The organism is Ramlibacter sp. bp-362 (assembly GCF_054956735.1).
The window spans coordinates 104,804-127,360 of record NZ_JBUDXE010000009.1 but is presented as its reverse complement, the minus strand read 5'-3'; the positions used below and the strand labels follow the sequence as shown (position 1 = coordinate 127,360).

Annotated in this window: 22 protein-coding genes; 11 read left to right on the top strand and 11 right to left on the bottom strand. The window is 68.9% G+C overall.

Going from position 1 to position 22,557, the window contains the following annotated elements:
* The first annotated feature begins 37 nt into the window (after positions 1 to 37).
* The 3 genes from ACY0MJ_RS14725 to ACY0MJ_RS14715 all read left to right on the top strand — a co-directional run bounded on the left by ACY0MJ_RS14725 (position 38) and on the right by ACY0MJ_RS14715 (position 2,891).
* A complete protein-coding gene (locus ACY0MJ_RS14725; protein WP_462639320.1) occupies positions 38 to 412 on the top strand; it encodes an Mth938-like domain-containing protein in 375 nt (124 codons plus the stop codon).
* Positions 413 to 529: 117 nt separating this feature from the next.
* Positions 530 to 1,006, top strand: coding sequence for a peroxiredoxin (locus ACY0MJ_RS14720; protein ID WP_462639229.1), 477 nt, complete (start codon positions 530 to 532; stop codon positions 1,004 to 1,006).
* 196 nt (positions 1,007 to 1,202) lie between these two features.
* On the top strand, positions 1,203 to 2,891 hold the full coding sequence (locus tag ACY0MJ_RS14715) for a PhoH family protein (RefSeq protein WP_462639228.1): 1,689 nt from the start codon (positions 1,203 to 1,205) through the stop codon (positions 2,889 to 2,891).
* A 4-nt stretch (positions 2,892 to 2,895) separates the two neighbouring features.
* Here the strand turns inward: ACY0MJ_RS14715 and ACY0MJ_RS14710 are convergent, their stop codons facing one another.
* The 11 genes from ACY0MJ_RS14710 to ppsA all read right to left on the bottom strand — a co-directional run bounded on the left by ACY0MJ_RS14710 (position 2,896) and on the right by ppsA (position 13,640).
* Complete coding sequence (locus ACY0MJ_RS14710) at positions 2,896 to 3,222, bottom strand: hypothetical protein (protein WP_462639227.1); 327 nt, start codon at positions 3,220 to 3,222, stop codon at positions 2,896 to 2,898.
* Between the two features lie 79 nt (positions 3,223 to 3,301).
* A complete protein-coding gene (gene dnaB / locus ACY0MJ_RS14705; protein WP_462639226.1) occupies positions 3,302 to 4,708 on the bottom strand; it encodes a replicative DNA helicase in 1,407 nt (468 codons plus the stop codon).
* A gap of 272 nt (positions 4,709 to 4,980) precedes the next feature.
* Entirely contained in the window at positions 4,981 to 5,433 is a 453-nt protein-coding gene (rplI, locus tag ACY0MJ_RS14700) for a 50S ribosomal protein L9 (protein ID WP_462639225.1), read from the bottom strand.
* Positions 5,434 to 5,443: 10 nt separating this feature from the next.
* On the bottom strand, positions 5,444 to 5,725 hold the full coding sequence (rpsR, locus tag ACY0MJ_RS14695) for a 30S ribosomal protein S18 (RefSeq protein ID WP_169420325.1): 282 nt from the start codon (positions 5,723 to 5,725) through the stop codon (positions 5,444 to 5,446).
* An 18-nt stretch (positions 5,726 to 5,743) separates the two neighbouring features.
* The gene (priB, locus tag ACY0MJ_RS14690) at positions 5,744 to 6,031 is read right to left on the bottom strand and encodes a primosomal replication protein N (protein WP_462639224.1); all 288 of its coding nucleotides are present in this window, start codon (positions 6,029 to 6,031) and stop codon (positions 5,744 to 5,746) included.
* Positions 6,032 to 6,050: 19 nt separating this feature from the next.
* The gene (gene rpsF / locus ACY0MJ_RS14685; protein WP_462639223.1) at positions 6,051 to 6,416 is read right to left on the bottom strand and encodes a 30S ribosomal protein S6; all 366 of its coding nucleotides are present in this window, start codon (positions 6,414 to 6,416) and stop codon (positions 6,051 to 6,053) included.
* Positions 6,417 to 6,522: 106 nt separating this feature from the next.
* Positions 6,523 to 6,963: a hypothetical protein gene (locus tag ACY0MJ_RS14680; RefSeq protein ID WP_462639222.1), complete on the bottom strand. Its 441-nt coding sequence runs from the start codon at positions 6,961 to 6,963 to the stop codon at positions 6,523 to 6,525.
* Positions 6,964 to 7,034: 71 nt separating this feature from the next.
* Positions 7,035 to 8,738, bottom strand: a complete 1,704-nt coding sequence (locus tag ACY0MJ_RS14675) for an MFS transporter (RefSeq protein ID WP_462639221.1) — start codon at positions 8,736 to 8,738, stop codon at positions 7,035 to 7,037.
* Between the two features lie 76 nt (positions 8,739 to 8,814).
* Entirely contained in the window at positions 8,815 to 10,899 is a 2,085-nt protein-coding gene (locus ACY0MJ_RS14670) for a VC_2705 family sodium/solute symporter (RefSeq protein WP_462639219.1), read from the bottom strand.
* A complete protein-coding gene (locus ACY0MJ_RS14665; protein ID WP_462639218.1) occupies positions 10,892 to 11,164 on the bottom strand; it encodes a DUF4212 domain-containing protein in 273 nt (90 codons plus the stop codon). Before ACY0MJ_RS14665 ends, ACY0MJ_RS14670 begins: the two co-directional genes overlap by 8 nt.
* An 85-nt stretch (positions 11,165 to 11,249) precedes the next feature.
* A complete protein-coding gene (ppsA, locus tag ACY0MJ_RS14660; RefSeq protein ID WP_462639217.1) occupies positions 11,250 to 13,640 on the bottom strand; it encodes a phosphoenolpyruvate synthase in 2,391 nt (796 codons plus the stop codon).
* A gap of 144 nt (positions 13,641 to 13,784) precedes the next feature.
* On the opposite strand from ppsA, the gene ppsR reads away from it, so the two are divergent.
* From ppsR to ACY0MJ_RS14620, 8 genes are all read left to right on the top strand, one after another.
* Complete coding sequence (gene ppsR, locus ACY0MJ_RS14655) at positions 13,785 to 14,606, top strand: posphoenolpyruvate synthetase regulatory kinase/phosphorylase PpsR (protein WP_462639216.1); 822 nt, start codon at positions 13,785 to 13,787, stop codon at positions 14,604 to 14,606.
* Positions 14,607 to 14,760: 154 nt separating this feature from the next.
* Complete coding sequence (locus ACY0MJ_RS14650) at positions 14,761 to 15,468, top strand: sensor histidine kinase (RefSeq protein WP_462639215.1); 708 nt, start codon at positions 14,761 to 14,763, stop codon at positions 15,466 to 15,468.
* A complete protein-coding gene (locus ACY0MJ_RS14645; RefSeq protein WP_462639214.1) occupies positions 15,465 to 16,889 on the top strand; it encodes an ATPase domain-containing protein in 1,425 nt (474 codons plus the stop codon). Before ACY0MJ_RS14650 ends, ACY0MJ_RS14645 begins: the two co-directional genes overlap by 4 nt.
* A gap of 13 nt (positions 16,890 to 16,902) precedes the next feature.
* A complete protein-coding gene (locus ACY0MJ_RS14640) occupies positions 16,903 to 17,274 on the top strand; it encodes a response regulator (RefSeq protein ID WP_462639213.1) in 372 nt (123 codons plus the stop codon).
* A gap of 159 nt (positions 17,275 to 17,433) precedes the next feature.
* Entirely contained in the window at positions 17,434 to 18,006 is a 573-nt protein-coding gene (gene ahpC / locus ACY0MJ_RS14635; protein ID WP_462639212.1) for an alkyl hydroperoxide reductase subunit C, read from the top strand.
* A 120-nt stretch (positions 18,007 to 18,126) separates the two neighbouring features.
* Positions 18,127 to 19,668 (top strand): alkyl hydroperoxide reductase subunit F, encoded by a 1,542-nt coding sequence (gene ahpF / locus ACY0MJ_RS14630; protein ID WP_462639211.1) that lies wholly within the window; start codon positions 18,127 to 18,129, stop codon positions 19,666 to 19,668.
* A 91-nt stretch (positions 19,669 to 19,759) separates the two neighbouring features.
* A complete protein-coding gene (gene bfr / locus ACY0MJ_RS14625) occupies positions 19,760 to 20,242 on the top strand; it encodes a bacterioferritin (protein ID WP_462639210.1) in 483 nt (160 codons plus the stop codon).
* A 173-nt stretch (positions 20,243 to 20,415) separates the two neighbouring features.
* Positions 20,416 to 22,551 carry a TonB-dependent receptor gene (locus ACY0MJ_RS14620; RefSeq protein ID WP_462639319.1) on the top strand — a complete coding sequence of 712 codons (2,136 nt, stop codon included), beginning with the start codon at positions 20,416 to 20,418 and terminating at the stop codon, positions 22,549 to 22,551.
* Positions 22,552 to 22,557: the final 6 nt, after the last annotated feature.

Genomic DNA, 22,557 nt, shown 5'->3' with positions numbered 1-22,557 from the left:
TTCCCCCATGCGTGGACATGCCCAGCCCCCGCCCGCATTGAAGCTCCAGCCCGATCAATCCGACGTCCAGACCATCAGCGGCCACGGCCCCGGCTGGGTCGCCGTGGGCACGGAAAAGATCACGCACAGCGTGGTGCTCGGCTCGCACGGCGAGCGCTTCGCCTGGGCCGGCAGCTTCGAGGAGCTCGGGCCCGAGCAGTTCGCGCAGCTGGCCGAACTGCAGGTCGAAGTGGTGATCTTCGGCAGCGGCAGCCGCATCCGCTTTCCCAAGCCCGCGTGGCTCGCGCCCCTTGCGGCGCGGCGCATCGGCATCGAGACCATGGACACCGCGGCCGCCTGCCGCACCTACAACATCCTCGCGCAGGAAGGCCGCGAAGTCGCAGTGGCCCTCCTGCTCGAAGCGGCACCCTGAGCCCTCCGGCGCCCGCGAGCGATTCGCGGTAAAATCTTCGATTGCGGCATGGCCTGCGCGAAGCCCCGCCGCCGCCGAGCATCTGTCACACAGAACCACACACTGCACCAGGAAACTATGGCGATCGTTGTCAACAAACCCCTTCCAGAATTTGAAGCGAACGCCACCGGCGGCATCAAGGTCACCAATACCTCCCACCTGGGCCAGGTCGTGGTCCTGTACTTCTACCCCAAGGACAACACGCCCGGCTGCACCACCGAGGCCATGCAGTTCCGGGACAAGTACAAGGACTTCGTGAAGGCCGGCGCCGTGGTGTTCGGCGTCTCGCGCGACAACATGAAGTCGCACGACGACTTCAAGGCCAAGCTGGAACTGCCCTTCGAGCTGATCGCCGACACCGAGGAAAAGATGTGCCACATGTTCGGCGTGGTGAAGAACAAGATCATGTACGGCAAGAAGGTGAAGGGCATCGAGCGCAGCACCTTCCTCGTCGGCGCCGACGGCATCCTCAAGCAGGAATGGCGCGGCCTGAAGGTCCCCGGCCACGTGGACGAAGTCCTCAAGGCGGTGAAGCTGCTCAAGAAGGCGGCCTGAACCCCGCCGCGGGCTGCTGACGCGCCAGCGCAACAGGCTTTCGTCCGACGTTGTCCGGATGGGCCGGGTGTGCATAATGAATTCATGCCGTTGATCCCGACGCGCCGCGTCATCACCGTCAGCCCGCAAGAAGCCGCCCGGCCCGCCTGGCGGCTTTTTTGTTTTCCGTCGACCTCAACAGGAAGCCGTACTCCTCATGCCCCTGCCCCCCGCCCCGACCAAGCGCGCTGCCATGCTCCCGCCGGATGCGTTCGACGCCCCGGCCCGTTCCTCGCACAAGGCCGCGCGAAAATCGGAGGCGCCTTCGGCCGATAGCCTGCTGGCCGAGCACCCGCAGGCCCAGGACGACTTCGACCCGCGCGCGGGCGGCGGCGACCTGCAGGCCGGCGCGTACGACGGCGACATCGAGACCTACCTGGACGAGCCGCAGCCGGTGCGGCGCCGCAAGGACGTGACGGTGCCCGCGCCGGCGCCCAAGAAGAAGAAGGCCAGCGGCCCCTCCAAGATGTTCGTGCTGGACACCAATGTCCTGATGCACGACCCGATGAGCCTGTTCCGCTTCGACGAGCACGACATCTTCCTGCCGATGATCGTGCTGGAGGAACTCGACGGCCACAAGAAGGGCATGACCGAGGTGGCGCGCAACGCCCGCCAGGTCAGCCGTTCACTGGACGCGCTGGCCGGCAGCCAGGGCGCCGACATCGCGCACGGCCTGAAGCTTGACACGACGGGCCACCGCGAGGCCGGCGGCTGCCTCTTCTTCCAGACCATGCCGCTGTCGCCCAGCGGCCTGCCGCTGGGCCTGCCTCCCGGCAAGGCGGACAACCAGATCCTCTCGGTCGTGCAGGCCCTGCAGGAGAAGCACGCGCCGCGCCAGGTGGTGCTGGTGTCCAAGGACATCAACATGCGCGTCAAGGCGCGCGCGCTGGGCCTCGTCACCGAAGACTACAAGAACGACAAGACGCTGGACGACCTGGACCTGATGTATTCGGGTTCGCTGGCGCTGCCGACGGACTTCTGGTCCAAGCACGGCAAGACGGTGGAGAGCTGGCAGTCGGGCCAGCACACCTTCTACCGCGTGAGCGGGCCGGTCGTGCCCAGCCTGTTCATCAACCAGTTCGTCTACTTCGAGGCGCCCGGCGAGCCGAGCCTCTACGCGCGCGTGATCGAGATCCGCGGCAAGACGGCGGTGCTGAAGACGCTGAAGGACTACGGCCACCTGAAGAACGCGGTGTGGGGCGTCACCACGCGCAACCGCGAGCAGAACTTCGCGATGAACCTGCTGATGGATCCCGAGGTGGACTTCGTCACGCTCACGGGCACGGCCGGCACCGGCAAGACCCTGATGGCGCTGGCCGCGGGCCTGACGCAGGTGCTCGACGAGCGCCGCTACACCGAGATCATCATGACGCGCGCCACGGTGAGCGTCGGCGAGGACATCGGCTTCCTGCCCGGCACGGAGGAAGAGAAGATGGGGCCCTGGATGGGGGCGCTGGACGACAACCTGGAAGTGCTGGGCAAGGGCGACAACGCCGCCGGCGAATGGGGCCGCGCGGCCACCAACGAGCTCATCCGCAGCAAGATCAAGATCAAGAGCATGAACTTCATGCGCGGGCGCACGTTCCTGAACAAGTACGTGATCATCGACGAGGCGCAGAACCTCACGCCCAAGCAGATGAAGACGCTGATCACGCGCGCGGGCCCGGGCTCCAAGATCATCTGCATGGGCAACCTGGCGCAGATCGACACGCCCTACCTCACCGAGGGCTCCTCGGGCCTCACCTTCGCGGTCGACAAGTTCAAGGGCTGGCCGCACAGCGGCCACATCACGCTGGCGCGCGGCGAACGGTCGCGGCTGGCGGACTTCGCGAGCGAAGTGCTCTAGGCGTTCAGTAGCGGATGCCCCGCCCCAGCGGGGTGTAGCGCAACACCTTCGACAGGCCTTCCCGGCCGCTCGCGGCGCGCGCCACGAGCGTCGTCGCGCCCAGCGCGCCGATCGTGCGCACCAGCGGGTTGCGGTGCTTGCGCGTCACCTGCCACAGTCCGACGCCGATGGCGAGCACCAGCCAGTGCTCGCCCGGGAAGCCCGGACGCGCCTCGTCGGCGGCCTTGAGTTTCTCCAGCGGCGAAGCCGGGTCCAGCTCCGGCGGCACGGGTTCCGCGGCCATGGGGACTTGCGCCTCGGCCAGCGTGGGCATCAGGTTCATCTCTTCCATGCGCGTCTCCCGGAGTTCGCGCCGAGCATCGCGCAGCGGCCGGGCCGCCTGCGTAGGAAGAGAGCGTGAAACCGATGCGTCAGAAATCGGCGTTGCCGCTGGCGAGGTTCTCGAACTTGGTCAGCTGCTTGATGAAGGCGAGCTTGACGGTGCCGGTGGGGCCGTTGCGCTGCTTGCTGATGATCACTTCCGAGACGCCGGGCTCCTTGGAGTCCTTGTTGTAGTAGTCGTCGCGGTAGATGAACATGATCACGTCGGCGTCCTGCTCGATGGCGCCGGACTCGCGCAGGTCGGACATCATGGGGCGCTTGTCGGTGCGCGACTCCACGCCGCGCGACAGCTGCGACAGCGCGATCAGCGGGCAGCCCAGCTCCTTGGCCAGCATCTTCAGGCCGCGCGAGATCTCGCCGACCGCGGTGGCGCGGTTCTCGTCGCTCATGCCCGAGGACACGCTCATCAGCTGCAGGTAGTCCACCACGATCAGGCCCAGCTTGCCGCCGCACTGGCGCGCCAGGCGCCGCGCGTTGGCGCGCAGTTCGCTGACCGTGAGGCCCGGCGTCTCGTCGATGTGCAGCGAGATGTTGCGCAGCTTCTCGATCGCTTCCGTCAGCCGCGGCCACTCGTCGTCGGTGAGCTTGCCGGTACGCAGGTGCCCCTGGTCGATGCGGCCGATGGAGCCCACGATACGCACCGCGAGCTGCGAGGCGCCCATTTCCATCGAGAACACGGCGACCGGCAGGCCTTCGTTCAGCGCGACGTGTTCGGCGATGTTGATCGCCAGCGAGGTCTTGCCCATGGAGGGCCGGGCCGCGAGGATGATCAGGTCCCCGGCCTGCATGCCCGAGGTCATGCGATCCAGGTCGTAGAAGCCGCTCGGCACGCCGGTGATGTCGTTCGGGTTGTCCGCCATCTCCTGGACGCGATCGAGCAGCTGCACCACCAGGCTGTCCATGGCCTGGAAGCCCTGCTTCATCCGGGAGCCTTCCTCCCCGATGTTGAAGATCTTCTGCTCCGCCTCGTCCAGGATGCGGTCCACCGGCTTGCCCTGCGTGTTGAAGGCGGCGGTGGCGATCTCGTCGCTCGCGGACACGAGCTTGCGCAGGATGGAGCGCTCGCGCACGATCTCCGCGTAGCGGCGGATGTTGGCCGCGCTCGGCACGTACTGCGCCAGCGCGTTCAGGTACGGCAGCCCGCCGACCTCCTCCGCCTTGCCGAGCGCCTGCAGCTGCTCGAACACGGTGATCACGTCGGCCGGGCGCGTCGCGTTGATCAGGCCGCCGATGGCGGAGAAGATCAGCTTGTGCTCGTAGCGGTAGAAGTCGCCGTCGACCAGCAGGTCGCCCACGCGGTCCCAGGCCTGGTTGTCCAGCAGCAGGCCGCCGAGGACGCTCGATTCCGCCTCGACGGAATGGGGCGGGATGCGCAGCTGCGCCACCTGCCGGTCGCGCGGGAAATCGTCTTCGACGGCACTCAGGACGGCGGACATGGGTGGCTCTCTCTCCTAGCTCCGCATTGTCCCGCCGGGGCTGTAAACATGTCCAGTGATAACACTGGGTAGATTCTGTGGACAACAGGCGGGAAGCTGTGCGTCGCCGCAATGCGGACTGCCAAGACGCAAAGGTCGCAAAGGATGCGCAAAAGTCGCAAAAGCCATCCGCTTTTCTTGTGCGGCCTTTGCGTGGTTTTTGCGACCTTTGCGTCCGGCTGTTCAAAAGAAAAAAGCCGCCCGAAGGCGGCTTTCGCGCGAGAGCGAGGGGCTTACGCCGTTTCGCCCAGCACGGTCACGTTGATGTCGACCACCACGTCGGTGTGCAGCGCCACGGAGACGGTGCTCTCGCCGACCATCTTGATCGGGCCGGAGGGCATGCGCACCTGCGCCTTGGCGACCGGGAAGCCCATCTTGGTGAGTTCCTCGGCTATGTCGTAGTTGGTGACGGAGCCGAACAGGCGGCCGTCCACGCCGGCCTTCTGGGTCAGCTTGACGGTCTGGCCGGCGAGCTTCTCGCCCGTGGCCTGCGCCTCGGACAGCTTCGCGGCGGCCTGCTTCTCCAGTTCGGCGCGCTTGGCCTCGAATTCGGCCTTGTTGGCCTCGGTCGCGCGGCGGGCGTGGCCCTGCGGGATCAGGAAGTTGCGGGCGTAGCCGTCGCGCACCTTCACGATCTCGCCCAGGTTGCCCAGGTTCACGACTTTCTCGAGCAGGATGACTTGCATGGCGGGATCCTCAGATGCGGTGCTGGTCGGAATACGGCAGCAGCGCCAGGAAGCGCGCGCGCTTGATGGCGGTGTTCAGCTGGCGCTGGTAGATCGCGCGGGTGCCCGTCAGGCGCGCCGGGATGATCTTGCCGTTCTCGGAGATGAAGTCGCGCAGGGTGTCGATGTCCTTGTAGTCGATTTCCTCGACGCCGGCGACGGTGAAGCGGCAGAAGCGCTTGCGCTTGAACAGCAGCGACTGGGTGTTGCGCTTCGGACGCTTGTCCTTGTTGAACTTCTTGAAGGTGGCCATGGTGACCTCTATGACTGGTTAATCTTGCTGGAATGACTGGATGTGCAGGACCGGGTGCTTGCCGTGGCGGGGGGCGGCCAGGAAACCGGTGAACCGGAACCCGCTGCCGACCGCCTGGCGCGCGAGCGTTTCCGCTTCCGTCCCGAAGGCCACCGCCCGGATCTCCATCTTCACCTGCCGCCGCGAGCCGGCTTCTTCAGCCTCGGACTCGTGCGCGAGCGTCAGGTCGATGGCGGGCAATCCGGCCGGCGTGTAGCGCAGGGCCGAGGCCTCCGCGATGCGCGCGCTCAGGATCGTCTGGTTCACGCCCGCCGCAAGCCGTCGCTTACGACTGGAACTCCGCCTGCTGCGCCTTGCGGGCTTCCTCGCGCTCCACGGTCTTCATCATGGAGGACGGGCCGGTGTCGGCCTTCTTCTTCACCACGGTCAGGTGGCGCAGCACGGCATCGTTGAAGCGGAAGGCGTGCTCCAGCTCCTGCATGACGGCCTGGTCGGCCTCGATGTTGATGCACAGGAAGTGGGCCTTGGCGAGCTTGTTGATCTGGTAGGCCAGCTGGCGGCGGCCCCAGTCCTCGACGCGATGCACCTTGCCGTTGCCGGCGGTGATCATGCCCTTGTAGCGCTCAAGCATGGCCGGAACCTGCTCGCTCTGGTCCGGGTGGATCAGCAAGACGATTTCATAGTGACGCATTCGATCTCCTTCTGGATGGAGCCGCCTCCGGCGTCAAGACGGGGTGCGGCAAGGGGAAAAGCCCACGATTATAGCCGGGCGGGGCCGGGCCTGCCTCGGGGCAGTCTCAGCGGGACTTGAGCGCCGCTTCCAGCCGGGCGAACTTCACCGGCCCGACGGCCAGGCGGATGCGGGGCGCCAGGGCCTCCAGCTCCTCCAGCGAGCTCGCGGACTCGACGGCCAGGTTCAGGCTGCCCCACTTGCTGCCAAGCTCTTCCGTCAGCTGGGCGGCGATGCCGTAGACATGGAGGTAGCGTTCGCGCTCCAGGCCGGCCGGCGACGAGTCTCGGAAGGGCTGGGCGCCGGGCGGCAGTTCGGCCACGAGGCCCAGGTGCAGCAGGCGCTCGATGTCGTCGCGCGTCACGCCGCCGGCGCTCGTGGCGGCCAGGACGTCGTCGAGCGAGCGCTGGCCGTCGAACAGGATCAGCGCGGCGCGCTGGCGCGGCGACAGCCCGCTGTGGCGGTCCTTCAGGATGCGCAGGCCGGCATCGGTCTTGGCCAGGGTCATGGGCTCCCCGCTAGGGCGCGACGCAAAAAGGAAGCCCGCACGAAGCGGGCTCCCGGTGCGACAGGCGAAGCTTAATCGCGGGCGTAGATGTCCACGTCCTTGGTTTCCCGGATGAACAGCATGCCGATCACGAAGGTGACAGCCGCGACGACGACCGGGTACCAGAGCCCGTAGTAGATGTCGCCCGTGGCCGCCACCATGGCGAAGGCCGTGGTCGGCAGCAGGCCGCCGAACCAGCCGTTGCCGATGTGGTACGGCAGGCTCATGGAGGTGTACCGGATGCGCGTCGGGAACAGCTCGACCAGCATGGCCGCGATCGGGCCGTACACCATGGTGACCAGGATCACCAGGAACACCAGGATGGCCAGCACCATGCCCTTGTTCATCCTGGCCGGGTCCGCGGGCTGGGTCAGCCCGGCCGCCTTGGCGGTCGCGCCCAGCTCCTTCTTGAAGTCGGCGATGGCCTTGCCCGACTCGGCGGAGAAGGCGTGGCGCTGCGCGTCGACGGTGCCGGCGGGCGCGGTCAGCACCTTGTCGCCGATGCTGATGGTGGCCGGGGAGCCGGCCGGGCCCGCCTTGTTCTCGTACGGGATGTAGGCCTGCGTCAGGGCGCGCTTGGCGATGTCGCACGAGGAGGTGAAGTCGATGTCGCGCGCGATCGGGCTGCCCTGGAAGGAGCATTGCTTCGGGTCGGCCGTCACGGTCACGCGGGTGGACTGCTGCGCCGCCACGATGCCGGGGTTGGCGGCCTTCAGCAGCATCGGGAACACGGCGAAATACGTGAGCGCGGCGACCAGGCAGCCGGCCATGATGATCGGCTTGCGGCCGATGCGGTCGGACAGCGCGCCGAACACGATGAAGAAGGGCGTGCCGATCGCGAGCGAGGCCGCGATGAACAGGTTGGCGGAGGTCACGTCCACCTTGGCGAGCTGCGTCAGGAAGAACAGCGCGTAGAACTGCCCCGTGTACCAGACGACCGCCTGGCCCGCCGTCAGGCCCAGCAGCGCCAGGATCACGATCTTCAGGTTGCGCCACTGCCCGAAGGACTCCGCGAGCGGCGCCTTGGAGGTGCGGCCCTCGGCCTTCATCTTCTGGAAGGCGGGCGATTCGTTCAGGCTCAGGCGGATCCACACGGAGATCGCCAGCAGCAGGATGGAGACGAGGAAGGGAATGCGCCAGCCCCAGTCGGCGAAGTCCTTGGTGCCCATGGACTCGCGCACGCCCAGGATCACCAGCAGCGACAGGAACAGGCCCAGCGTCGCCGTGGTCTGGATCCAGGAGGTGTAGGCGCCGCGCTTGCCGTGCGGCGCGTGCTCGGCGACGTAGGTGGCGGCGCCGCCGTACTCGCCGCCGAGCGCGAGGCCCTGCAGCATGCGCAATGCGATCAGGATCACCGGCGCGGCGATGCCGATGGACTGGTAGCTGGGGAGCAGGCCGACGATGAAGGTCGACGCGCCCATGATCAGGATGGTGACCAGGAAGGTGTACTTGCGGCCGATCATGTCGCCGAGGCGGCCGAACACGATGGCGCCGAAGGGCCGCACCAGGAAGCCGGCGGCGAAGGCGAGCAAGGCGAAGATGTACGCGGAGGTGGGATCGAGCCCGGAGAAGAACTGCGCGGCGATCACGCCGGCGAGCGAGCCATAGAGGTAGAAGTCGTACCACTCGAACACGGTGCCCAGCGAGGAGGCGAAGATGACCTTCCTCTCCTCGCGGGTCATGGGTGTGGTGGTGCCGTCCGTCCGGATGCCCGCGTGCGCGGATGCAGTTGCCATGTTGTCTCCTGTGGTGGGGAGACCGCAGTCTTGGGGCGGGGTCTGACGCGAGCCTGACTCGCGTCGCGGGCGCTTCCTAGGGCAATCCCTGAGCCGCCACCGGGGGCGCGTGCAGGCCGCGCGCGAGCAGGCTCACCCCCCATGTCACGAGCAGTCCGACCGGTACGCCGAACACGCCGGCGGACAGCGGCTGGATCGCGAACCACAGCTGCTGGCCGGGCGGCAGCCCCAGCAGCGTGCGCACGGCCGGCGCGTTGAGCAGCATGTAGCCGACCGTCACGCCCAGCCCCGCCGCCATGCCGGCGACGGCGCCGGTGCGGTTGGCGCCGCGCCAGAGGATCCCGAGCAGCATCGCCGGCACGAAGGCCGAGGCGGCGAGCGAGAACGAGGCGGACACCAGCGGCAGGATCTCCGCCGGCTTGGTGGACGCCACGACCGCCGCGATGAGCGCCACCGCCATCAGCGCGAACTTCGACAGGATCACGCGCTGCTGCGGCGGCAGCCGCGGCTTGAAGTCGTGGCAGAAGATGTCGCGCACCAGCGCGTTGCTGATCGTCAGCAGCAGCCCGTCGGCCGTGGACAGCGCCGCGGCGAGCCCGCCGGCGGCCACCAGCCCCGAGATCACGTAGGGCAACCCGCCCAGCTCCGGCGTGGCCAGCATGATGATGTCGGCGCCCAGGTGGATCTCGCCCCACTGCAGGATGCCGTCGCCGTTGACGTCGGCCACCGAGATCAGCGAGGGGTCCACGCGCGCCCACTGGGCGATCCAGGGCGGCAGCGCCTCGAAGCTGCTGCCCACGAGGTTGTTCATCACCTCGAACTTCACCAGCACGGCGAGCGCCGGCGCGCTCACGTACACGAGCGCGATGAACAGCAGCGACCAGGCGACCGAGGAGCGCGTCGCCGCCACGCTGGGCGTGGTGTAGTAGCGCGTGAGCAGGTGCGGCAGGCCCGCGGTGCCCACCATCAGGCAGAACATCAGCGCGAGGAAGTTGCGCCGCCCCTCCTCGAAGGCCTGCTGCTCCTGCGGCGAGCCGTCCGGGTCGCCGGCGAAGGGCTGGCTGTGGCGCGGCATGCCGCCCAGGGGTTTCGCCCGCTCGTAGCTTTCGTGCATGGCGCGGGTCCACTGCTCGCGGGCGCCGGCGGCGTCGCGCGGCAGCGCCGCCAGCGCGCGGGACGCGGCCACCACCTCCGAGGAATCGGCACCGCGCTGCTTCAGCATGCGCAGGCGCTCGCGGGCGGCGGCGCGCTCGCGCGCGAGCGCGGCATCGACGTCCCGCAGGCGCGCCTCGTACTCGCGGGCGCGGCGCAGGAAGACGGCCGAGACCTCCTGCTCCTCGCGATCGGCCGCGAACCGGTCCTCCAGCGCGCTGATCTTCTGCAGCTGCGTGCCGTACACCACCGGCGCCGCCGGCTGCCCGAGCTGCTTGTACGCGAGCCAGGACACCGGGATCAGGAAGGCGAGCAGCATCACGATGTACTGCGCCACCTGCGTCCAGGTGATCGCCTTCATGCCGCCCAGGAAAGAGCACAGCAGCACCCCGCCCAGTCCCAGCAGGATGCCGATCTCGAACTGCACGCCGGTCAGCCGCGAGGCGATCAGGCCGATGCCGTAGATCTGCGCCACCACGTAGATGAAGGAGCACAGCACCGCCGCGAGCGCCGCCAGGATGCGCGGTCCGCGGCCGCCGTAGCGCACGGCGAAGTAGTCGGGCACCGTGTACAGGTTCAGCCGGCGCAGGTGCGGCGCGATCAGCAGCGCCACCAGGCAGAAGCCCCCCGTCCACCCCAGCACGTAGGCCAGGCCGCCGGCCTGCCCCGGGCTGCCGCCGTAGCCTTGCAGGTAGAGGCCGCCGGCCATGCTGATGAACGAGGCCGCGCTCATCCAGTCGGCCGCCGCCGCCATGCCGTTGTACATGGGCGGGATGCGCCGGCCGGCGACGTAGTACTCCTCGGGGTCGGTGGTGCGGCCGCGGATGCCGATCACCGCATACATCATCACCGTGGAGAAGAGGAAGATCGGCCCCAGCCAGAAGCGCGAGAGGCCCTGGTGCTCGGCCCAGGCGAGCAGCAGCAGGAAGGCGGCGAAGCCGCCGAGGAAGGAGCCGACGATGCGGCGCAGGCGCCGCTCGTACTCGCCGGGGCGGCCGCCCTCAGGCACCGGGGCCGCTCCTGCTGCCGGCCGTGTCGTCCTCCGGCTGCAATCGCCGCATCGCCCAGGCGTAGAAGGCGACGATGGCGATGAAGGCGAGCACGGCGCCCTGGGCCGCGAACCAGTAGGCGAAGGGCCAGCCCAGGACGGTGAAGTCGAGGTCGCGCGCGAAGTACACGCTGCCGAAGCCGACGGCCACCCAGAGCGCGAGCAGCCCCAGCTTCAGCGCCAGCACGCGCGGCGGCAGCGGTTCCGGCGAGGGCAGGTCATCCATGGATGCGGATCATCGCACCCGGCCGGCCGGCCCGCCAGCCCGGGTTCCACCCCGTAGGCTGGCGGTGAGCGGAGCGAACCCCAGCTCAGCCTGCGAGCTTCTGCCACGTCCCGATCACGCTGTCCGGGTTCAGCGAGATCGAGCTGATCCCTTCCTGCACCAGCCACTGCGCGAAGTCGGGATGGTCGCTGGGCCCCTGCCCGCAGATGCCCACGTACTTGCCCTGCTTCACGCAGGCCTGGATGGCGCGCGACAGCATCGCCTTCACCGCCGGATCGCGCTCGTCGAAGTCCGCGGCCAGCAGTTCCAGCCCCGAGTCGCGGTCCAGGCCGAGCGTCAGCTGCGTGAGGTCGTTGGAGCCGATGGAGAAGCCGTCGAAGTATTCGAGGAATTCGTCGGCCAGGATCGCGTTGCTCGGGATCTCGCACATCATGATCAGCTGGAGATCGTCCTGCCCGCGCTTCAGGCCCTGCTGCGCCAGCATCTTCGTGACGCGCTCGGCCTGCCCCAGGGTGCGCACGAAGGGCACCATGACCTGCACGTTGGTCAGGCCCATGTCCCTGCGCACGCGCACCAGCGCCTCGCATTCCATCGCGAAGGCCTCGGCGAAGTCGCCGCTGATGTAGCGCGCCGCGCCGCGGAAGCCCAGCATCGGGTTCTCCTCCTCCGGCTCGTAGCGGCTGCCGCCGATCAGCTTGCGGTACTCGTTGGACTTGAAGTCCGACAGGCGCACGATCACCGGCTTGGGCCAGAAGGCCGCCGCGATGGTGGCGACGCCCTCCGCGACCTTGTCGACGTAGAACGCGCGCGGCGAGGCGTGGCCGCGGGCCACCGACTCCACGGCCTTCTTCAGGTCGCCGTCGACGTTGGGATAGTCGAGGATGGCCTTGGGGTGGACGCCGATGTTGTTGTTGATGATGAATTCCAGCCGCGCGAGGCCGACCCCGTCATTGGGCAGCTGCGCGAAGTCGAAGGCCAGTTGCGGGTTGCCCACGTTCATGGTGATCTTGGTCGGTATCTTCGGCATCTCCCCGCGCTGCACCTCGGTGACCTCGGTCTCCAGCAGGCCGTCGTAGATGGTGCCGGTGTCCCCCTCGGCGCAGCTCACCGTCACCAGCGTGCCGTCGGTGAGACGCTCGGTCGCGTCGCCGCAGCCCACCACCGCCGGGATGCCCAGCTCGCGCGCGATGATGGCGGCGTGGCAGGTGCGCCCGCCGCGGTTGGTGACGATGGCGCTCGCGCGCTTCATCACCGGCTCCCAGTTCGGGTCGGTCATGTCGGTGACCAGCACGTCGCCGGGCTGCACGCGGTCCATCTCCGCCGTGCTGTGCACCAGCCGCACCGGCCCCGTGCCCACCTTCTGGCCGATCGCGCGGCCCTCGGCCAGCACCGGGCCCTTGCTCTTCAATTTGTAGCGCATCTCGGACTTGCCCTGGGCCTGGCTCTTCACCGTCTCGGGCCGCGCCTGCAGGATGTAGAGCTGGCCGTCGGTGCCGTCCTTGCCCCACTCGATGTCCATCGGCCGGCCGTAGTGCTCCTCGATGACGAGCGCGTAGCGGGCCAGCGCCTCCACGTCGCCGTCGGTGAGCGAATAGCGGTTGCGCTGCTCCAGCGGCACGTCCACCGTCTTCACCAGGCGGCCGCCCTGCTTCTGCTCGTCCTCGCTCGCGAACACCATCTGGATGAGCTTGGAGCCCAGGTTGCGGCGGATCACGGCGCGCTTGCCGGCCTTCAGCATGGGCTTGTGCACGTAGAACTCGTCCGGGTTCACGGCGCCCTGCACCACCGTCTCGCCCAGCCCGTAGCTGGAGGTGATGAACACGACGTCGGGGAAGCCCGATTCGGTGTCGATGGTGAACATCACGCCGGCCGCGCCGAGGTCGGAGCGGACCATGCGCTGCACGCCGGCCGACAGGGCCACGTGCTCGTGCGCGAAGCCCTTGTGCACGCGGTAGCTGATCGCGCGGTCGTTGTAGAGCGAGGCGAAGACCTCCTTCATCTTGTGCAGCACGGCCTCGATGCCGACCACGTTGAGGAAGGTCTCCTGCTGGCCGGCGAAGGAGGCGTCGGGCAGGTCCTCGGCCGTGGCAGAGGAGCGCACGGCGAAGCTGGCCTGGGCGTTGCCGCCCGCGAGCTTCTCGAAGGCGGCGCGGATCTCGCGCTCCAGCCCGGGCGGGAAAGGCTGCGCTTCCACCCAGCCGCGGATCTCGGCGCCGGCGGCGGCGAGCGCCCGCACGTCTTCCGTGTCCAGCTCTTCCAGGCGCCGGCGAATGCGGGCGTCCAGGCCGTCGTGGGCCAGGAACTCGCGGAAGGCGCAGGCCGTGGTGGCGAAGCCGCCGGGCACGCGCACGCCCTCGGGCAGCTGGGAGATCATCTCGCCGAGGCTGGCGTTCTTGCCGCCGACCACCTCGACGTCGGTCATTCTCAGGTTCTCAAACGGTACGACCAGGGCGGTCGCAGGCAGGCGTGCAGACATGGGAAGACTCCGGAAGTTGAAAATCGGTCTGCGCGCAGGCGCATGGCGCGAGGGCCCGCCGCCGGGCTTTGTGCTTGTTCGAATGGGCTGCGGCGGGTCATCGGCTCGGGAATTCGGATAATGGCGGGATTGTAGGTCCCGACCATGCACACGCGCACCGTCTTCTTCGTCTCCGACGGCACCGGGATCACCGCGGAGACCTTCGGCAACGCCATCCTGGCGCAGTTCGAATTCAAGCCCCGCCACGTCCGCCTGCCCTTCATCGACACCGTCGACAAGGCCCACCAGGTGGTGCGGCAGGTGAACCACACGGCCGAGGCGGAGGGCCGGCGGCCCATCGTCTTCACGACGCTCGTCAATGTCGAGGTGCTCCAGGTCATCGAGGAAGGCTGCAAGGCCATGGTGCTGGACATGTTCGGCACCTTCGTGCGCCCGCTGGAGATCGAGGTCGGCATGAAGTCCAGCCACCGCGTGGGCCGCTTCTCGGACGTGAGCAAGAGCAAGGAGTACCACGACCGCATCGAGGCGATCAACTACAGCCTGGCCCACGACGACGGCCAGTCCAACCGCGACCTGGAGCAGGCCGACGTGATCCTGGTCGGCGTCAGCCGCAGCGGCAAGACGCCCACCTCGCTGTACCTGGCCATGCAGCACGGCCTGAAGGCGGCCAACTATCCGCTGATCCCGGAGGACTTCGAGCGCCGGCAGCTGCCGCCGCCCCTGGCGGCCTACCGCAAGAAGATCTTCGGCCTGACCATCCAGCCCGAACGGCTGAGCGAGATCCGCAACGAGCGGCGGCCCAACTCGCGCTATGCGGCTCTGGAGAACTGCCGCAACGAAGTGGCCGAGGCCGAGGCCATGATGCGGCGCGAGGGCATCCGCTGGCTCTCCACGACGACGAAGTCGATCGAGGAGATCGCCACGACGATCCTGCAGGAGATCCGGCCCGAGCGGCTGGAGTACTGAAGGGCGCGATCCGCAAGTTCATCCGCGAGCTTGCGCGAAACGCACGCTCGGGTATGCTCGGTCGCTTCCCTCCTCCACCGCGCTGGGCGCGGCTCCTTCTTTGAACCACGACCGGAACGATTTGCTCGTTCGCCTCGAGCAAGTCGAACAGGCCTTGCGCGCCCGTGACGACTTCCTGGCCGTGGCCGCGCACGAGCTGCGCTCGCCGCTGCACGCGCTCGGCCTGCGCATGGCCGCGCTGGAACGCCTCGCCGAGCGCAGCGGGCACGCCCAGCTGCAGGAGGAACTGCAGCGCGCGCGGCGCAGCGTCGACCGCTACGTGCGCCGGGCCGTCACGCTGCTCGACCTCAGCCGGGTCCACGCCGGCGTGCTGCATCCGCAGCCTTCGCTCGTCCGGGCCGCCGAGGTGGTGCGCTGCGTCGTCGGGGACTACCGCGACGAGGCCAGCTTCCACGGCGCCCACCTCGAGGACGATGTGCGGGGCGATCCCTGCGGCTGGTGGGACGCGCACATGATCGAGCAGATCCTCGCCAACCTGGTGAGCAATGCCATCAAGTATGGCCAGGGCACGCCCGTGCTGGTGCACGCCCGCGCGGAAGGACCGGATGCGGCCGTGTTCGAGGTGTCGGATCGCGGCCCCGGCATCGACGAGGCGCACCGCGCCAAGATCTTCGAGAAATTCGAGCGGGTGGTCGCCCGCGACGCCGCCGGCTTCGGCCTGGGGCTGTGGATCGTGGGCCGCATGGTCGCGGTCCACCGTGGCACCATTGCCGTCGCCGGGCGCCCCGGCGGCGGCGCGCTGTTTCGCGTCACGCTGCCGCTGCGCGCCCTGGCCGAACCGCATCCGGACCCACAGCCATGACGGACACCCCATCGCTTCCCCCGCCGCTGGCGCGCATCGCGAGCGGCGTTCCCGGCCTGGACGAGATCACCGGCGGCGGCCTGCTGCAGTCGGGCTGCTACATCCTCCAGGGCGTGCCGGGCGCCGGCAAGACCATCCTCGCCAACCAGATCGTGTACGGGCACGCCGCCGCCGGCGGGCACGTGGTGTACGTCACCATGCTGGCCGAATCGCACGCGCGGCTGCTGCAGCACATGGAGGCGTTCTCCTTCTTCCGCGCCGACGCGCTGCCGCGGCAGGTGTACTACGTGAGCGCCTTCAACGCGCTGCGCGCCGCCGGCCTCAAGGGCGTGGTGGACCTGCTGCGCGCCGAGATGCGGTCCCGGCGCGCCAGCCTCGTCGTCCTGGACGGCCTGGTGATGGCCGACAGCAGCGCGGGCTCGGACGAGGCGCTCAAGCTGTTCATCAGCGAGATCCAGGCCCATTCCACGCTGACCGGCTGCACCACCCTGCTGCTGGCGAGCGAGCACCCCGACCGGCCGGTCTCGGCCGAGCACACCATGGTGGACGGCATCCTGCTGCTGCGCGAGCGGGCCTACGGGCCGCGGCGGGAGCGGAACATCGAGGTGGTGAAGTTCCGCGGCAGCAGCACGCTGCGCGGCAACCACGCGTTCCGGATCGGGGCCGACGGCATCACCATCCACCCGCGCCTGGAGGCGCTGAAGCGCACGCCGGTGGGCGACGCCGTCCAGCCGGTCGGCGTCTCCAGCGGCGTCGACAGCCTGGACGCCATGTTCGCCATCGGCGGCTACCCCCGCGGCGGCGTGACAGCGCTCTCGGGCCCTTCGGGCAGCGGCAAGACCAGCCTGGGCGTGCACTTCGCGGCCCGCGCGAGCGCGGGCGAGAAGGCGCTCTTCCTCGGCTTCTACGAATCGCCCGAACTGCTGGTGCGCATGGGCGACCTGCTGGGCGTCCCGCTGCGCGAGAAGGTGGAGGCCGGGCACGTGCGCTTCCTCGGCCTGCCCTTCGGCGAGAACATGCTCGACGGCACCGCGGCCCTCCTCCTGGAGGAGGTCGAGCGCATGCGGGCCGCGCGGGTCGTGATCGATGGCGTCGGCGGCTTCCTCGCCGCCCCGGGGTATGCCGAGCGCGGCGGCCCCTTCGTGGCGGCGCTGCTCGACGAGCTGCGGCGGACCGGCGCCACCACGGTGGTCACCGTCGAGGAGGGCGACGCCCGCGGCCAGCGCGCCATGGACACCCCCACCCTCTCGGCCTCCGCGGACGCGCTCATCGAGCTCGCCCTGCACAACGATGGCGCCTTGCAGCGCTTCGCCACCATCCGCAAGTCGCGGGTGAGCCGCTGCGACCTGCGCCGGCGCGAGCTGGTGCTGACGCCCTCGGGCCTGCGACTCGCGGAGCCCGCCGGGCCCGCGGCCGGCTGAGCCGCGCAATGCGATGAGCGGGCGACGCGTCCTCCTGGTCGACGACGAGCTGTCCAGCGCGGAAGTGCTGGCGCTCGTGCTCGCCGGCGAGGGCTACGACGTCACGCTCGCGGCCGATGGCCGCCAGGCGCTCGCCCGGCTCGAGGAGGCGGCGCCGGACCTGCTGGTCGTGGACTTCATGATGCCCGGCATGAACGGCGCCGAGCTGGTGCAGGCCGTGCGCGACACCGGGCGCTTCCCCTCGCTGCCCGTGCTGCTGATCAGCGGGGCGCCGGAGGCGGCACTGAAGGCCTACGCGCCGCAGTACGACGCCTTCCTGCGCAAGCCCTTCGGGCTGGACGAGTTCCTCGCCGTCCTGCGGGCGCTGGACGCCGGCGCGCCCTAGCGCGGCGGCGCAGCCTCGGCTTCACGCGCGCGCACGGCGCGCGCGCCCATAGCCGACACCTAACACGCCCATGCCCGCTTTCAATTGGGAGTGACCCCCTTTGGCCTTATGATTCATAGACGCGATCAATTGATGCGTATTAACGTATAGAGGAATCCAATGTCCCTGATCAACACCGAAATCCCCGCCTTCTCCGCCACCGCCTACCACAACGGCAAGTTCGTGCCGGTGACCGAGCAGAATTTCAAGGGCAAGTGGTCCGTGGTCGTGTTCTACCCGGCCGACTTCACCTTCGTCTGCCCGACCGAGCTGGGCGACCTCGCCGACAACTACGCCGAGTTCAAGAAGCTGGGCGCCGAGGTGTACGGCGTGTCCACCGACACCCACTTCACGCACAAGGCCTGGCACGACACGTCCGACACGATCAAGAAGGTGCAGTACCCCCTGATCGGCGACCCGAGCCACCAGCTGGCCCGCTTCTTCCAGGTCCTGATCACCGAGGGCGAGGACACCGGCCTGGCCCTGCGCGGCACCTTCATCATCGACCCGAACGGCCGCATCAAGACCATCGAGGTGCACGACAACGGCATCGGCCGCGACGCCAAGGAGACGCTGCGCCGCCTGAAGGCCGCCCAGTACATCGCCGCGCACCCGGGCGAGGTCTGCCCGGCCAAGTGGAGCGAAGGCGCCGAGACGCTGAAGCCCTCTCTGGACCTGGTGGGCAAGATCTAAGCGGCCCAGCCGAAGCGGGCCCTGGCGCCCGCCTCCCCGCCAAGGGGTGCACCAGCGGCCCGGCCCTGCCGGCCCCGCGGTGCCCCCTTTTCTTTTGCCGAACCCGAACCAAGGAGTCCCATGCTCGACGCCAACATGAAAGCCCAGCTCGCCGCCTACCTCGAGCGCATGACGCAGCCGGTGGAGATCGTCGCCTCGCTCGACGACACGCCGGCGTCGGGGGAAATGCAGGCGCTGCTGAAGGACATCGCCGAGGCGTCGCCGCGCGTGAGCGTCACCGAGACGCGCGGCGGCCCGCACCGCACGCCCTCGTTCCAGATCAACAAGCCCGGCCACAGCGATGGCCCGCGCTTCGCCGGCCTGCCCATGGGCCACGAGTTCACCTCGCTCGTGCTGGCACTGCTGCAGGTGGGCGGCTACCCGCCCAAGGTGGAACAGGCGCTGCTGGAGCAGATCCGCGCGCTGGACGGCGACTTCGACTTCGAGGTCTACGTCTCGCTCACCTGCCACAACTGCCCGGACGTCGTGCAGGCGCTGAACCTGATGGCGGTGCAGAACCCGCGCATCAAGGCGACGATGATCGAAGGCGGCCTGTTCCAGAAGGAGATCGACGAGCGCCAGATCATGGGCGTGCCCACGGTGTTCCTGAACGGCACGTTCTTCGGCTCGGGCCGCATGAGCCTGGAGGAGATCGTCGCCAAGATCGACACGGCCGGCGCCGAGCGGGAAGCGCAGAAGCTCTCGGCCAAGGACCCCTTCGACGTGCTGATCGTCGGCGGCGGCCCGGCGGGCGCGGCGGCCGCGGTGTACGCGGCGCGCAAGGGCATCCGCACGGGCATCGCCTCCGAGCGCTTCGGCGGCCAGGTGCTGGACACGCTGGGCATCGAGAACTTCATCTCGGTGAAGGAGACCGAGGGCCCGAAGTTCGCGCTGGCCCTGGAGGAGCACGTGCGCCACTACGACGTGGAGATCATGAACCTGCAGCGCGCCAAGGCGCTGAAGCCGGGCGACCTCGTCGAGGTGGAGCTGGAAAGCGGCGCCACGCTGAAGGCGAAGAGCGTGATCCTCACGACCGGCGCGCGCTGGCGCAACATCAACGTGCCGGGCGAGCAGGAGCTGAAGAACAAGGGCGTCGCCTACTGCCCGCACTGCGACGGTCCCCTCTACAAGGGCAAGCGCGTCGCCGTGATCGGCGGCGGCAACTCCGGCGTGGAGGCGGCGATCGACCTCGCGGGCATCGTGGCGCACGTGACGCTGGTGGAGTTCGACACGAAGCTGCGCGCCGACGAGGTGCTGCAGGCGAAGCTGCGCACGCTGCCCAACGTGGACGTGATCCTCAACGCGCAGACCACCGCCATCACCGGCACCGACAAGGTGGACGGCCTGACGTACAAGGACCGCGCGAGCGGCGAGGAGAAGCGCGTCGACCTGGAAGGCGTCTTCGTGCAGATCGGCCTGGTGCCCAACACCGAATGGCTCAAGGGCACGCTGGAGCTGTCGAAGCACGGCGAGATCGTCGTGGATGCGCGCGGCCAGACCTCGATCCCGGGCGTGTTCGCGGCGGGTGACTGCACCACGGTGCCGTTCAAACAGATCGTCATCGCCGCGGGCGATGGCGCGAAGGCGGCGCTGGGGGCGTTCGACCACCTGATCCGCAACTAGGGACCGCCCTCACCCCGGCCCTCTCCCGCTCTCGCGGGAGAGGGAGTCTTGGGCCACAATCGCCGCATAACACCAACGGGAGCACCCCACCATGCAAGGCGATCCGCAAGTCATCCAGCACCTCCAGGCGCAGCTGAAGAACGAGCTGACGGCGACCAACCAGTACTTCCTGCACTACCGCATCCTCAAGCACTGGGGATTCGACCGGCTCGCGAAGAAGGAGTACGAGGAGTCCATCGGCGAGATGAAGCACGCCGACCGGCTGATGGAGCGGATCCTCATGCTCGACGCCCTGCCCAACCTGCAGGACCTCGGCAAGCTGCTGGTCGGCGAGGACGTGCCCGAGATCCTCGACTGCGACCTGCAGAGCGAGCGCGGCGCCCAGGCCGCCGTCAAGGCCGGCATCGCCCATTGCGAGAGCGTGCGCGACTACGTCTCGCGCGAGATCCTCGAGCGCATCCTCGAGGACACCGAGGAACACATCGACTGGCTCGAGACCCAGATCGACCTCGTCAACAAGCTGGGCCTGCAGAACTACCTGCAGTCGCAGGTGGGCGAAGGCGAGTCCAGTTGAGAAAGATTCGCATTCAGCATTAGAATCCGGCCCGAACCCATCCGGGCCAGCCACCGCACGCCGCGCCAGCCAGCCCTCCGACTCACCGCCCGCACCCGCGGGCCAGCCTGGAGGCCACCTTGGCGCAACACCGCCCCTCGCACGACCCTGCCCTGCTCCCGCTGGGCGCCCTGATGCTCGCCGCGTCCGCCGGCGCGCTCGCGCAGTCCACCCCGCAACCCGCCGCGCCGACGCTCTCGACGGTGATCGTCCGCGAGCAGGCCGAAGGCCCGCAGGGCAAGAACACCCTGCGGGCGACCACCACCAGCATCGGCAAGGGCAGGCAGCAGCTGCGCGACATCCCGCAATCCGTCACGGTCCAGACCGAGCACCTGATGGACGACCGCAACCTCGACGACCTGCGCGAGGTGCTGCGCACCACGGCCGGCATCACCTTCCAGGCCGGCGAGACCGGCGAGGAGGACGTGCGCCTGCGCGGCTTCTCGCTGCAGCAGGCCGGCGACCTGTACCGCGACGGCCTGCGCGACGGCGCGCTGTACGAGCGCGACACCTTCAACGACGACCGCGTCGAGGTGCTGAAGGGATCGGCCTCCATGCTGTTCGGCAAGGGCTCCACGGGCGGCGTGGTCAACCAGGTGAGCAAGCAGCCCTTCGTGATGACGCAGCACGAGGTGGACTACACCCTGGGCACCGGCGACTCGCACCGGCTCACCGGCGACTTCAATTTCCACACGGGCCAGGATGCCGCGCTGCGCCTGAACCTCATGGCCCACGACGCGGACAACCGGGGCGCCAGCCAGCGCAAGTACGGCATCGCTCCGACCTTTCGCTGGGGCATCGGCACGCGCGACGAGTTCTCCGTCGGCCTGTTCCACCTGGACATCCGCGGCCGCCCGCTCTACGACCACCCCTGGGTCCTCGAGGACGGCAAGCTGCGCGCGGTGCTGCCGGCGCGCAACTACTACGGCCTGGCAAGCGACCACCTCGACACGCGCGCCAGCTACGCGACGATCAGCCACCTGCACCGCTTCGACCACGACGGCGAGCTCAGGACGCAGCTGCGCCACGGCCGCTACGAGCGCGACCTGCTGGCCAGCGCGATCCACTTCGAGAACCGCGACATCACGCGCCGCGAGGTGAACGACGCCACCGAACTCACCCGCTCGCCCAAGGGGCGCGTGGGCGTGAGCGACCTCACGCAGCTGGCGAGCGACTATTCGGGCAACTTCGGCTGGGGCGGGCTCGCGCACCAGGTGCTCGCCGGCGTGGACCTGTACCAGGAGAAGGCGCGGCGCGCCAACCGCTTCACCGACGGCCTGGCCCCTTCGCCGTCCACCACCGTGGGCACGCCGAACGACGGCGCCTCGGTGCCCGACACGCGCGGCGCGCCGCCCTTCACGCGCTTCGACGCCTCGGACATCGGCCTCTACGCGCAGGACACGGTGGGCATCACGCCCACGGTGAAGCTGCTGGGCGGCGTGCGCTTCGACCACTTCACCGCCTCGTACCGCACGCCCGACGGCGTGGAGACCAGCGCGCGCACCGAGAACCTGTGGTCGCCGCGCGTGGGCGTCATCTACCAGCCCGGCGACACCGCTTCGTACTACGCGTCCTTCGGCACCTCGTACAACACCTCCGGCGACACCTACCAGTTCACGCCGCGGCCGCCGGCCGATGCACGCGCGGCCAACACGCCGGCGGAGAAGAGCCGCAACCTGGAAATCGGCGGCAAGTGGGACCTCGCGGACCACCGCGTCCTGTTCGGCGCCGCGCTCTTCTACAGCGAGAAGTACAACGAGCGCAACACCGATCCCGACACCGCCGCGACCCAGGAGCTGCTGTCGGGCAAGCGCCATGCGGCCGGCATGGAGCTGAACCTCGCCGGACGCATCACGCCGAAGTGGGAAGTCTTCTTCAACCACACGTGGATCCCGGAGGCGAAGATCGACGAGAGCAACCAGGTCCTCCGCCCGGACGGCACCGGCGCCCAGGTGCAGGGCGACCGCCCCGGCCTGACGCCGCGGCACAGCGGCAGCCTCTGGACCGCCTACCGCGTGCTGCCCCGGCTGCGCGTGGGCGGCGGGATCAACTACCGCAGCGAGCAGAATCCGGAAGGCGCGCGGCACGTCACCGCTCCCGGCTTCGCGACCATCGACGCCATGGCCGAATACACGATCAACGACACCTGGTCCGCCCGCCTCAACGTGACCAACCTCGCCGACAAGGTCTATGCGGATACGCTCTACCGCGGCTTCTATGGTCCCGGCGCGCCGCGCCGGGTGGAGCTCACGATGAAGGCCATGTTCTGATCGCGC

What these genes read in the sequence shown, in the direction of transcription:
- ACY0MJ_RS14720 (WP_462639229.1), top strand. Translation starts at nt 530, where the DNA reads ATGGCGATCGTTGTCAACAAACCCCTTCCAGAATTTGAAGCGAACGCC.
- ACY0MJ_RS14715 (WP_462639228.1), top strand. Translation starts at nt 1,203, where the DNA reads ATGCCCCTGCCCCCCGCCCCGACCAAGCGCGCTGCCATGCTCCCGCCG.
- ACY0MJ_RS14710 (WP_462639227.1), bottom strand. Translation starts at nt 3,222, where the DNA reads ATGGAAGAGATGAACCTGATGCCCACGCTGGCCGAGGCGCAAGTCCCC.
- dnaB (WP_462639226.1), bottom strand. Translation starts at nt 4,708, where the DNA reads ATGTCCGCCGTCCTGAGTGCCGTCGAAGACGATTTCCCGCGCGACCGG.
- rplI (WP_462639225.1), bottom strand. Translation starts at nt 5,433, where the DNA reads ATGCAAGTCATCCTGCTCGAGAAAGTCGTGAACCTGGGCAACCTGGGC.
- rpsR (WP_169420325.1), bottom strand. Translation starts at nt 5,725, where the DNA reads ATGGCCACCTTCAAGAAGTTCAACAAGGACAAGCGTCCGAAGCGCAAC.
- rpsF (WP_462639223.1), bottom strand. Translation starts at nt 6,416, where the DNA reads ATGCGTCACTATGAAATCGTCTTGCTGATCCACCCGGACCAGAGCGAG.
- ACY0MJ_RS14680 (WP_462639222.1), bottom strand. Translation starts at nt 6,963, where the DNA reads ATGACCCTGGCCAAGACCGATGCCGGCCTGCGCATCCTGAAGGACCGC.
- ACY0MJ_RS14675 (WP_462639221.1), bottom strand. Translation starts at nt 8,738, where the DNA reads ATGGCAACTGCATCCGCGCACGCGGGCATCCGGACGGACGGCACCACC.
- ACY0MJ_RS14665 (WP_462639218.1), bottom strand. Translation starts at nt 11,164, where the DNA reads ATGGATGACCTGCCCTCGCCGGAACCGCTGCCGCCGCGCGTGCTGGCG.
- ppsA (WP_462639217.1), bottom strand. Translation starts at nt 13,640, where the DNA reads ATGTCTGCACGCCTGCCTGCGACCGCCCTGGTCGTACCGTTTGAGAAC.
- ppsR (WP_462639216.1), top strand. Translation starts at nt 13,785, where the DNA reads ATGCACACGCGCACCGTCTTCTTCGTCTCCGACGGCACCGGGATCACC.
- ACY0MJ_RS14645 (WP_462639214.1), top strand. Translation starts at nt 15,465, where the DNA reads ATGACGGACACCCCATCGCTTCCCCCGCCGCTGGCGCGCATCGCGAGC.
- ACY0MJ_RS14640 (WP_462639213.1), top strand. Translation starts at nt 16,903, where the DNA reads ATGAGCGGGCGACGCGTCCTCCTGGTCGACGACGAGCTGTCCAGCGCG.
- ahpC (WP_462639212.1), top strand. Translation starts at nt 17,434, where the DNA reads ATGTCCCTGATCAACACCGAAATCCCCGCCTTCTCCGCCACCGCCTAC.
- ahpF (WP_462639211.1), top strand. Translation starts at nt 18,127, where the DNA reads ATGCTCGACGCCAACATGAAAGCCCAGCTCGCCGCCTACCTCGAGCGC.
- bfr (WP_462639210.1), top strand. Translation starts at nt 19,760, where the DNA reads ATGCAAGGCGATCCGCAAGTCATCCAGCACCTCCAGGCGCAGCTGAAG.
- ACY0MJ_RS14620 (WP_462639319.1), top strand. Translation starts at nt 20,416, where the DNA reads ATGCTCGCCGCGTCCGCCGGCGCGCTCGCGCAGTCCACCCCGCAACCC.